Raw genomic sequence first — 10,907 nt, forward strand, 5'->3', positions numbered from 1 at the left:
CCGCGGTCCACGCGGCGACGATGGTGAGGTGGGACGAATCCGCACCAACACCGCAGACCCGCTCATGTTGCGGGTGCCACGGGGTGCACCTACGGTCGGCCTCACCCCCGACCTCGCGAGGAGCATCGCCATGCGAAGCAGACGATGGACCCTGACCGTCGTGACCGTCCTGGCCCTCGGGCTCACCGTGACGGACTCGGGGACGCCCCCCGCGGCCGCCTCGTCCGACGACGTCCACGTGCGTGTCGACCTGCGCGCGGGCACGCAGCTCGGGCACGTCCCGGTCACCGGCACCGCGGGCGCGCGCGGCACGGTGGTCCAGCACCGCGGCGGGGTCGCCGTGGCCGTCGCGAGCCGGTCCGGACAGGGCACCGCGGCGGACTTCCCGCCCGCCCGCCGCGGGTCGCAGGCGCCCGCCGCCGTCATCGCCGTGCGGCCCCCCGCGGGGAGTGCCGCCCTGGCCCCCGGCACCCGTGCCTTCAGCTTCGGTGCCGACTTCCGCCTCGACGCCGGCAGCACGGGCATCGACGGCGGCGACAACCTGGTCCAGCGCGGCCTCGCCGACGACACGGGTCAGTACAAGCTCGAGCTCGACGGCCAGCGTGCCGCCTGCGTGATCAAGGGCAACCGGGGGAAGGTGACGGTGCGGTCGACGCTGACCGTCACGCGCGGCGCCTGGTACACGGCCGAGTGCCGGCGCTCGGGTGACACGGTGAGCCTCACGGTGCGGCGCATCGGCGGTACGTCGGTGACCACGACGGCGCGCGGCGCGACGGGCTCGGTCGTCACCGCGCGCGCGGACACACCGCTCTCGATCGGCGGCAAGCTCACGCCCGCGGGCAAGGTCGCCACCTGGTCCAGTGACCAGTTCAACGGCCTGGTCGACAACGCGTTCCTGCGCATCGACTGACGCGCTCCTAGAATCGGCACGAACCCCGGGTCCGCGCGGATCCGGGGCTCTCGTGCTGTGCGGTCGACCGTACGGCCCGACGGACCACCTTCCTGCCGACGTCGTGACGAACGGGACCCATGAGCCTCCTCGGTGTGCTGCCCGCCCTCCTCGCCGACCCCGCGGTGGCACGCGCGGTCGAGCTCGCCCGGGCCACCCCGCCCGCGGCGCGCGAGCGGGCGGTCGACCTCGTCGGCCCGCCGGGGGTGCGGCCGCCGCTCCTCGCGGCCCTCGCGCGTGCGGCCGAGGCGACCGGGGAGGCGACGTCGGGCCCGCTCGTCGTGGTGACCGCGACCGGGCGCGACGCGGACGACCTCGCCTCGGCGCTGCGCTGCTACCTCGCGCCCGACGACGTCGCGGTGCTTCCGGCCTGGGAGACGTTGCCGCACGAGCGGCTCTCGCCGCGCAGCGACACCGTGGCGCGACGGCTCGCGGTGCTGCGGAGGCTCGCGCACCCCGAACGGGGCGAGCACAGCCAGGCGGGCCCCGTGCGCGTGCTGCTGGTGCCCGTGCGCGCGCTCCTGCAGCCGGTCGCCGAGGGGCTCGGCGAGCTCGAGCCCGTCGCGCTCGCCCCCGGGCAGACGGCCGACCTCCAGGACGTCGCCGAGCGTCTTGTCGCCGCGGCCTACACGCGCGTGGACATGGTCGAGCGTCGCGGCGAGTTCGCGGTGCGCGGCGGGATCCTCGACGTGTTCCCACCCACCGACGACCACCCGCTGCGCATCGAGTTCTGGGGCGACCACGTCGAGGAGATCCGCTGGTTCGCCGTCGCCGACCAGCGCAGCCTCGAGGTCGCCGAGGGCCTGTGGGCTCCGCCGTGCCGCGAGATCCTGCTGACGGAGCCGGTCCGGGCGCGCGCGGCCGCGCTCGTCGAGGCGCTCCCGGGTGCGGCCGAGATGCTCGAGAAGCTCGCGGCGGGGATCGCGGTCGAGGGCATGGAGTCGCTCGCGCCCGTGCTCGTGGAGCGCATGGTGCCGGTGCTCGACACGCTGCCCGACGGGAGCCTCGTCGTGGTCGCGGACCCCGAGCGCGTCCGGCGGCGTGCGCACGACCTGATGGCCACCACGCAGGAGTTCCTCGACGCGGCGTGGACCGCCGCGGCCGCCGGTGGCAGCACCCCGATCGACCTGCGTGCGGCGTCCTTCGCCTCGTACGCCGACACGCGTGAGCTCGCGCTGAGCCGTGACCTGGGCTGGTGGACGCTCAGCGCGTTCGGCCTCGACGCCGAGGGCTCCGCGGGACCGGACGACGCCGCGGCCGAGGGGACGGGTGCGCCCGCGCAGGCCGACCAGGACGCGCTCACGCTCACGATCGGCGCGCGCGAGGTGCACGGCTACCACGGCGAGGTCGAGCGCGCCGTGGCGGACCTGCGGGCCCTCCAGCGCAGCGACTGGCGGCTCGTCCTCACCACCGAGGGGCACGGGCCCGCACAGCGTATGGTCGAGCAGCTCAGCGCGCTCGAGGTGCCCGCGCGGCTCGTCCCGGGCCTCGAGGAGGAGCCCGAGCCGGGCGTGGTCCTCGTGACGCCCGCCGCCGCCGGGCGGGGCTTCGTGGCCGAGCCGCTGCGGCTCGCGGTCTTCGGCGAGTCCGACCTCACGGGCCGCGCGGGGACCTCGACACGCGACATGCGCAGCATGCCGTCACGGCGTCGCAACGTCGTGGACCCCCTCGCGCTGCGTCCCGGCGACTTCGTGGTGCACGAGCAGCACGGCGTCGGGCGATTCGTCGAGCTGGTCCAGCGCACCGTGGGGACCGGTGCCGCCAAGGGGACGCGCGAGTACCTCGTCATCGAGTACGCCTCGAGCAAGCGCGGCCAGCCGGGGGACCGGCTGTACGTGCCGACCGACCAGCTCGACCAGGTGACCAAGTACACGGGCGGTGAGTCGCCCACGCTCAACAAGATGGGCGGCTCGGACTGGGCGCGCACCAAGGGCCGGGCGCGCAAGGCCGTCAAGGAGATCGCGTCCGAGCTCATCCGGCTCTACTCGGCGCGCATGGCCACGCAGGGCCACGCCTTCGGGCCGGACACGCCTTGGCAGGCCGAGCTCGAGGACGCGTTCGCGCACGTCGAGACGCCGGACCAGCTCGCGACCATCGACGAGGTCAAGGCCGACATGGCCAAGCCGTACCCGATGGACCGCCTCGTGTGCGGCGACGTCGGCTACGGCAAGACCGAGATCGCCGTCCGCGCGGCCTTCAAGGCCGTCCAGGACGGCAAGCAGGTCGCGGTGCTCGTCCCGACGACGCTCCTCGTGCAGCAGCACCTCGACACCTTCAGCGAGCGGTACGCGCAGTTCCCGGTGACCGTGCGGGCGCTCTCGCGCTTCCAGACGGACGCCGAGGCGAAGGAGGTCGTCGACGGGCTCGCCGACGGGAGCGTCGACGTCGTGATCGGCACGCACCGCCTGATCACCGGCTCGGTGCGGTTCAAGGACCTGGGCCTGGTGATCGTCGACGAGGAGCAGCGGTTCGGCGTCGAGCACAAGGAGACGCTCAAGCAGCTGCGCACCAACGTCGACGTGCTCGCGATGAGCGCGACGCCCATCCCGCGCACGCTCGAGATGGCCGTGACGGGCATCCGCGAGATGTCGACGCTCGCGACGCCGCCCGAGGAGCGCCACCCCGTGCTGACCTTCGTCGGGGCCTACGACGAGAAGCAGGTGACGGCCGCGATCCGCCGCGAGCTGCTGCGCGAGGGTCAGGTGTTCTACGTCCACAACAAGGTCGACACCATCGAGCGCACCGCAGCGCGCCTCGCCGAGCTGGTGCCCGAGGCCCGCATCGCGACCGCGCACGGGAAGATGGGCGAGCACCAGCTCGAGCGCGTGATCGTCGACTTCTGGGAGAAGCGGTTCGACGTGCTCGTGTGCACCACGATCGTCGAGACGGGCCTCGACATCTCGAACGCCAACACCCTCATCCTCGAGCGGGCGGACCTGCTCGGCCTGTCCCAGCTGCACCAGCTGCGCGGACGTGTGGGGCGTGGCCGTGAGCGCGCGTACGCGTACTTCATGTACCCGCCCGAGAAGCCGCTGACCGAGACGGCCCACGACAGGCTCGCGACCATGGCGGCGAACACCGACCTCGGCGCGGGCATGCAGATCGCGCTCAAGGACCTCGAGATCCGGGGCGCCGGCAACCTGCTGGGGGGCGAGCAGTCGGGTCACATCGCGGGGGTCGGGTTCGACCTCTACGTGCGGATGGTCGGCGAGGCGGTCGCCGCGTTCCGTGGTGAGGCCGACGAGCGCCCTGCCGACGTGACGCTCGAGCTGCCCGTCGACGCGCACGTGCCGCACGACTACATCGCGCACGAGCGCCTGCGGCTCGAGGCGTACCGCAAGATCGCCGACGCGACCGAGGCGGCCGCGCTCGACGAGGTACGGGCCGAGCTCGTCGACCGCTACGGCGCGTTGCCTGAGCCCGTCGAGAACCTCTTCGAGGTCGCCGCGTTCCGCAACCTCGCGCGGCGCGCCGGGCTCACCGACGTGACGGCGCAGGGCAAGTTCGTGCGGTTCGCCCCCGTCGAGCTCGCCGAGTCGGCGACCCTGCGGCTCAAGCGTCTCTACCCGGGCACGGTGCTCAAGCCGGCGGTGCGGACCGTGCTGGTCCCGTTCCCGACGACGGCGCGGATCGGGGGGCGCGCGCTCGCGGGCCGCGAGCTGCTCGCGTGGGCGACCGAGCTCGTGCGCGGTGTGCTCGGCGGTGACGTGGGCGCGGCCGCCGACGCCGCCGCGCGCACGACGTCGTCCTGAGGCGACCCGACCGGTCGGGCGGCGCAGCGCCTACGATGGGCGGCGCGTGGTGAGGTGCCCGCCCGCGCCGCAGGGGCGCGGAGTCCGGTGGAGGTGGAGCTGGTGAGTCACGTGCGAGCAGCGCTGGTCGCGTCGACGGTGGTCGTGGGTGCCCTGCTCGCGGGATGCTCCGCGCAGCCCGGGACGGCCGCGGTGGTCGACGGCCGCACGGTCAGCCAGGACAGCCTCGACCGGACGGTCGCCGAGCTCACACCTCTGCTGGGTGAGGCGGTGCCACGCGACGTGCTCGTGAGCCTCATAGCGGCGCCCCTCTACATCGAGGCGGCCGAGGAGAGCGGCGTGGGCGTCTCGACCGTGGAGATCCGCGATCAGCTCGACCAGGTGGCCGAGCAGGTGGGCGCCGAGACGGCCGACTGGAGCGAGTCGACCATCGAGCTCGTCCGGTCCTCGTTCGCGGCGCAGAACCTCCAGGGGGAGGACCCTGAGGCGTTCGCGGCGGTCACGGAGGAACTCCTCGCCGCTGACATCACGGTCAACCCGCGGTACGGCCGCTTCGACCACGAGGCGCGCGAGATCGTGCCGATCACGTGGCCCTGGATCGTCGCGGGCCCGGCTGCCGAGGACGCCGAGGGCACGGGCCCGGTCCAGGACAGCCCGACCACCGAGTGACCCCGGTGACGGGCCCCGACGGCGCGACGCACGCGGCCGGACCCCACGGGGCGCCGTCGGGCATGGCCGACCTGGTCGCGGTGATGGACCGGCTGCGCTCCCCGGGCGGCTGCCCGTGGGACGCCGAGCAGACGCACGCGTCCTTGCTGCCGTACGCGATCGAGGAGGTCTTCGAGGTCGTCGAGGCGGTCGAGCACGGGGACCGCGCGGACCTTCGTGAGGAGCTCGGCGACCTGCTGCTCCAGGTGGTCTTCCACGCGCGCCTCGCCCAGGAGCACCCGGACGACCCGTTCGACCTCGACGACGTCGCGCGCGGCACCGCGGCCAAGCTGCGCCGCCGCCACCCGCACGTGTTCGCGGCCGGTGCGACGCCCGACGCCGAGGGCCTGCACCGGCAGTGGGACGCGATCAAGCAGGACGAGAAGCAGCGGGCCTCCGCGTTCGACGGGATCCCCGCCGCGCTGCCCGCCCTCGCCCGGGCGCACAAGGTGCTCGGCCGGGCGCAGCGCGCGGGCCTCGACGACGTGGCCGGCGTCACGGACGTCGACGCGGGTGCGGGGCTGGGCGAACGTCTGCTCGCCCTGGTGGCCGAGGCGCAGGCCGACGGCGTCGACGCGGAGCACGAGCTCCGGGCCGCGGTGCGTGCGCTCGAGGGGCGGCTGCGGGCGGCGGAGGCCGCCCGCTCGGGCGTCCACGGGGTGGACTGAGCCGAACGTCCCGCGGGCACGACGGCGCGCGCACTACCGTCAGGGACGAGGGTGGGCCGCGACCATGCCCACCTCGTCCTGGACTCGCGAGGAGTGCACATGCGGATCGGCGTCCCTGCGGAGACACGCCCCGGGGAGCGGCTCGTGGCCGCGACACCCGCGACCGTGGCCCAGCTGCGCAAGCTCGGCTACGAGGTCGTGGTGGAGGCCGGTGCGGGTGCGCGTGCGTCCTACCCTGACTCCGCCTACGCGGACGAGGGGGCGACGGTCGCCGATGCGGACGAGGCGTGGGCCTGCGAGGTCGTGACGACGGTGGGCGCCCCGCCCGCCGAGCGCGTCGACGGGCTCGCCGCGGGCACGCTCCTGGTCTCGATGCTCGCGCCCGCGCAGGACCACGACCTCGTGCAGCGCCTCGCCGGCCGGGGCGTCACGGCGCTCGCCCTCGACGCGGTCCCGCGCATCTCGCGGGCGCAGTCGATCGACGTGCTGAGCACGCTGTCGAACGTCGCGGGCTACCGCGCGGTGATCGAGGCCGCGCAGGAGTACGGCGGCATGTTCACCGGCCAGGTGACCGCCGCGGGCAAGACCGCCCCGGCGACCGTCTTCGTGATCGGGGCGGGCGTCGCGGGCCTGGCCGCGATCGGGGCGGCCGTGAGCCTCGGAGCCCAGGTGCGGGCCTTCGACGTGCGGCCCGAGGTCGGTGAGCAGATCGAGTCCATGGGTGCGACGTTCGTGCGGCTCGAGGCCGCGCAGCAGGAGGTCAGCGCCGACGGCTACGCAGCCGCCCTCACCGAGGACCAGGCGCGCCTCACGGCCGAGCTCTACGCGCAGGAGACCGCGCGCGCCGACGTCGTCGTGACGACCGCCCTCGTGCGGGGCACCGCGCCCCGCACGATCACCGCGGCGATGGTCGCGGCGATGCGCCCGGGGTCGGTGGTCGTGGACCTGGCGGCGTCGGGCGGAGGGAACTGCGAGCTCACCGTGCCCGGCGAGCGCGTGCTCACCGACAACGGGGTCGCCGTCCTCGGCTGGACCGACCTGACCAGCCGGATGCCCCGGCACACCTCGCAGCTCTTCGGGACCAACGTGGTCCACCTCATGGCGCTGCTCACCCCCGAGAAGGACGGCACGCCGCGGGTCGACCTCGAGGACCCGGTGCAGCGCGGCATGACCGTCGCGCACGCGGGCGAGGTGCTCTGGCCGCCGCCGCCGGTGGCCGTCTCGGCCGCAGCCGCCCCGGCGGCCCAGGCCGAACCCGCCGTCGACCCCGAGGAGCGCGCCCGGCGTGAGGAGGCCGCGGCCGTCGTGCGTCGTCGTCGGCGCACCGCCCTCTCGGGCCTCGGAGCGGTCGCGGCGCTGCTCGCGCTGACGTTCTCGCCCAGTGACACGGTCGCGCACCTCACGGTGCTCGCGCTCGCGGTCATCGTGGGCTTCTACGTGATCTCGAGCGTCGCGCACGCCCTGCACACGCCCCTGATGTCCCAGACCAACGCGATCTCGGGGATCATCCTCGTCGGCGCGCTGCTGCAGATCGGCTCGGCGGACCCGGTGGTCGCGACCGTCGCGTTCGTGGCCGCCGCCGTCGCGAGCATCAACATCTTCGGCGGGTTCCTGGTGACCTACCGGATGCTCGGCATGTTCCGGAAGGACGTCTGATGCTCGTCTCGCTCGCCCAGGCCACCTACGTCGTCGCCGCGGTCCTGTTCGTGCTGAGCCTCGCGGGCCTGTCGCGGCAGGAGTCGGCGCGGCGCGGCAACGTCCTCGGGATGGTGGGCATGGCCCTCGCGCTGCTCGCGACCGTGGTGCTCGCCGTCGACGTCTCCGAGCGGTCACCGCTCGTGACGCTCGTGCTCATCGCCCTGGTGTTCGCGATCGGCGCCACGGTGGGGACGTGGCGCGCGCGCACCGTCGAGATGACGCAGATGCCCGAGCTCATCGCCCTGCTGCACAGCTTCGTCGGCCTCGCCGCGGTGCTCGTCGGCTTCAACTCCTACCTGACCTCCGAGCCCGACGTCGTGCACCAGATCGAGGTGTTCCTCGGTGTGTTCATCGGCGCGATCACGTTCACCGGGTCGATCGTCGCGTTCCTCAAGCTCTCGGCCCGGATGGCCTCGGCGCCCCTCGTGCTGCCGCACCGCCACCTGCTCAACCTCGCCGCCGTCGTCGTCTCGCTCGCGCTCATGGTCGTGTTCGTGGTGACCGACGGGCTCGTGCCGCTCGCGGTCATGACGGTCGTCGCGCTCGCGCTCGGCTGGCACCTGGTCGCGGCGATCGGCGGTGGAGACATGCCCGTCGTGGTGTCGATGCTCAACTCGTACTCCGGCTGGGCGGCGGCGGCAGCGGGCCTGATGCTCAGCAACGACCTGCTCATCATCACCGGGGCGCTCGTCGGGTCGTCGGGTGCGATCCTCAGCTGGATCATGTGCCGGGCGATGAACCGCTCGTTCGTCAGCGTGATCCTCGGGGGCTTCGGCGCCGAGGGCGGCACGGTCGCCTCGGCCGGGGGGCCGCAGGGTGAGCACCGCGAGACGCACGCGCCCGACGTCGCCGAGCTGCTCGCCGACGCGCGTTCGGTGGTCATCGTCCCCGGGTACGGCATGGCGGTCGCGAAGGCCCAGTACCCCGTGGCGGACCTGGTGCAGCGCCTGCGCGCACGTGGCGTCCAGGTGCGCTTCGGCGTCCACCCGGTCGCGGGCAGGCTCCCGGGGCACATGAACGTGCTGCTCGCGGAGGCGCGCGTGCCCTACGACATCGTGCTCGAGATGGACGAGATCAACGACGACCTCGCAGAGACCGACGTCGTGCTCGTGATCGGTGCGAACGACGTGGTGAACCCGTCCGCGCTCGAGGACCCGGGGTCGCCGATCGCCGGCATGCCCGTGCTCGAGGTATGGAAGGCCGCCCAGGTGGTGGTGTTCAAGCGCTCGATGGCGACCGGTTACGCGGGCGTCCAGAACCCCCTGTTCTTCCGCGAGAACACCGCGATGCTGTTCGGCGACGCGAAGGAGCGGGTCGAGCAGATCGTCGCGGCCCTGGCGGCGCGCAGCCCGAGCGGCGTGGGCTGACCCCACGTCGCCCGCCGTGCACGTGCAGGTCGGCCGCCGTCCGCCGAACGTCCTGCCCGCGCGGGCCCGTACGCGGCTAGGGTGGAACCCGGCCGGTTGACGACGACCGGCGGCCTGGTCCGGGCCGCTGACGACTGCCGGTGCTCCCACCTGCAGCCCGCGCGGCCGGCAGCACCCGGACCGATACGACACACACCTGGCGAAGGAGCATCCGTGGCCACAATCGAGGCCGTAGGCGCCCGTGAGATCCTCGACTCGCGCGGCAACCCCACCGTGGAGGTCGAGGTCGCCCTCGACGACGGCACCATCGCGCGGGCAGGTGTCCCGTCGGGCGCCTCGACCGGCGCGTTCGAGGCCGTCGAGCGCCGTGACGGCGACAAGGGCCGCTACCTCGGCAAGGGCGTCCAGGACGCCGTCAACGCCGTGATGGACGAGATCGCCCCGGAGCTGATCGGCTTCGAGGCCACCGAGCAGCGTCTGGTGGACCAGGCCCTGATCGACCTGGACGGCACGCCCAACAAGGGCAAGCTCGGCGCGAACGCCATCCTCGGTGTCTCGCTCGCCGTGGCGAAGGCCGCGGCGGACTCCGCGGACCTGCCGCTGTTCCGCTACGTCGGCGGCCCCAACGCGCACGTCCTGCCCGTGCCGATGATGAACATCCTCAACGGCGGGTCCCACGCGGACTCGAACGTCGACATCCAGGAGTTCATGGTCGCGCCCATCGGCCCGACCACCTACCGCGAGGCCCTGCGCACGGGCGCCGAGGTCTACCACTCGCTCAAGTCGGTGCTGAAGAGCAAGGGCCTCGCGACCGGCCTCGGCGACGAGGGCGGCTTCGCCCCGAACCTGCCGAGCAACCGCGACGCGCTCGACCTGATCCTCGTCGCGATCGAGAAGGCCGGCTTCACCCCGGGAACCGACGTCGCGCTCGCGCTCGACGTCGCCGCGACCGAGTTCTTCAAGGACGGCGCGTACCAGTTCGAGGGCAAGGCCACCTCGCCCGCGGACATGATCGCGTTCTACGAGAAGCTCGTCGCGGACTACCCGCTGGTCTCGATCGAGGACCCGCTGTCCGAGGACGAGTGGGGCACCTGGAGCGAGCTCGTCGCCAAGGTCGGCGACCGCGTCCAGATCGTCGGCGACGACCTGTTCGTGACCAACCCCGAGCGTCTCGCGCGGGGCATCGAGGAGAAGGCCGCGAACTCGCTGCTGGTCAAGCTCAACCAGATCGGGACGCTGTCCGAGACGCTCGACGCCGTGACGATGGCCCAGCGGGCCGGCTTCACCGCGATGGTCTCGCACCGTTCGGGTGAGACCGAGGACGTCACGATCGCGGACCTCGCGGTCGCGACCAACTCGGGCCAGATCAAGACCGGTGCGCCCGCGCGCGGCGAGCGCATCAACAAGTACAACCAGCTGCTCCGCATCGAGGAGGAGCTCGACGACGCCGCGCTCTACGCCGGCGCGAGCGCCTTCCCGCGTCGCCGCTGAGCTGAGCACGCCCCGCCCACCGGCGGAACGTAGGGCCCGGTCCCCATGGGGACCGGGCCCTACGTCGTCCCGCCCCGTGCACCCCGCCCACCCCTCCCGCTCGGCGGGTGGGCCGCGGGTGGGGGAGTGGTGGAGCGGCGGGTGGGTGGCGCGGCGCGCCCGGGTGGGGTGCGCGGCCCCGGGGTCGGTTCGGGGCACAATCGACCCATGTCCCGTCGTCCGCCCGCGCCCGTCCGCGCCCGCACCGGGGTCGGCGCGCCCGCGGTCGTCGCGC

7 protein-coding genes are annotated in these 10,907 nt (G+C 73.6%); all 7 read left to right on the top strand.

Going from position 1 to position 10,907, the window contains the following annotated elements:
• Positions 1 to 130 precede the first annotated feature (130 nt).
• The 7 genes from GXB85_RS16870 (at position 131) to eno (ending at position 10,633) form a co-directional block, all read left to right on the top strand.
• Positions 131 to 910 (top strand): LamG domain-containing protein, encoded by a 780-nt coding sequence (locus GXB85_RS16870; protein ID WP_161918828.1) that lies wholly within the window; start codon positions 131 to 133, stop codon positions 908 to 910.
• A 119-nt stretch (positions 911 to 1,029) separates the two neighbouring features.
• Positions 1,030 to 4,701 carry a transcription-repair coupling factor gene (mfd, locus tag GXB85_RS16875; protein ID WP_161918829.1) on the top strand — a complete coding sequence of 1,224 codons (3,672 nt, stop codon included), beginning with the start codon at positions 1,030 to 1,032 and terminating at the stop codon, positions 4,699 to 4,701.
• Between the two features lie 102 nt (positions 4,702 to 4,803).
• Positions 4,804 to 5,370, top strand: a complete 567-nt coding sequence (locus GXB85_RS16880; protein WP_161918830.1) for a hypothetical protein — start codon at positions 4,804 to 4,806, stop codon at positions 5,368 to 5,370.
• 5 nt (positions 5,371 to 5,375) lie between these two features.
• On the top strand, positions 5,376 to 6,077 hold the full coding sequence (locus GXB85_RS16885) for a MazG family protein (RefSeq protein ID WP_370524310.1): 702 nt from the start codon (positions 5,376 to 5,378) through the stop codon (positions 6,075 to 6,077).
• Positions 6,078 to 6,176: 99 nt separating this feature from the next.
• Complete coding sequence (locus GXB85_RS16890) at positions 6,177 to 7,733, top strand: Re/Si-specific NAD(P)(+) transhydrogenase subunit alpha (protein WP_161918831.1); 1,557 nt, start codon at positions 6,177 to 6,179, stop codon at positions 7,731 to 7,733.
• Positions 7,733 to 9,142, top strand: a complete 1,410-nt coding sequence (gene pntB, locus GXB85_RS16895; RefSeq protein WP_161918832.1) for a Re/Si-specific NAD(P)(+) transhydrogenase subunit beta — start codon at positions 7,733 to 7,735, stop codon at positions 9,140 to 9,142. Before GXB85_RS16890 ends, pntB begins: the two co-directional genes overlap by 1 nt.
• A 213-nt stretch (positions 9,143 to 9,355) precedes the next feature.
• Positions 9,356 to 10,633, top strand: a complete 1,278-nt coding sequence (gene eno, locus GXB85_RS16900; protein ID WP_161918833.1) for a phosphopyruvate hydratase — start codon at positions 9,356 to 9,358, stop codon at positions 10,631 to 10,633.
• Positions 10,634 to 10,907: the final 274 nt, after the last annotated feature.

The sequence above is a fragment of the Cellulomonas sp. APG4 genome, from assembly GCF_009996735.1.
GTDB lineage: Bacteria > Actinomycetota > Actinomycetes > Actinomycetales > Cellulomonadaceae > Actinotalea.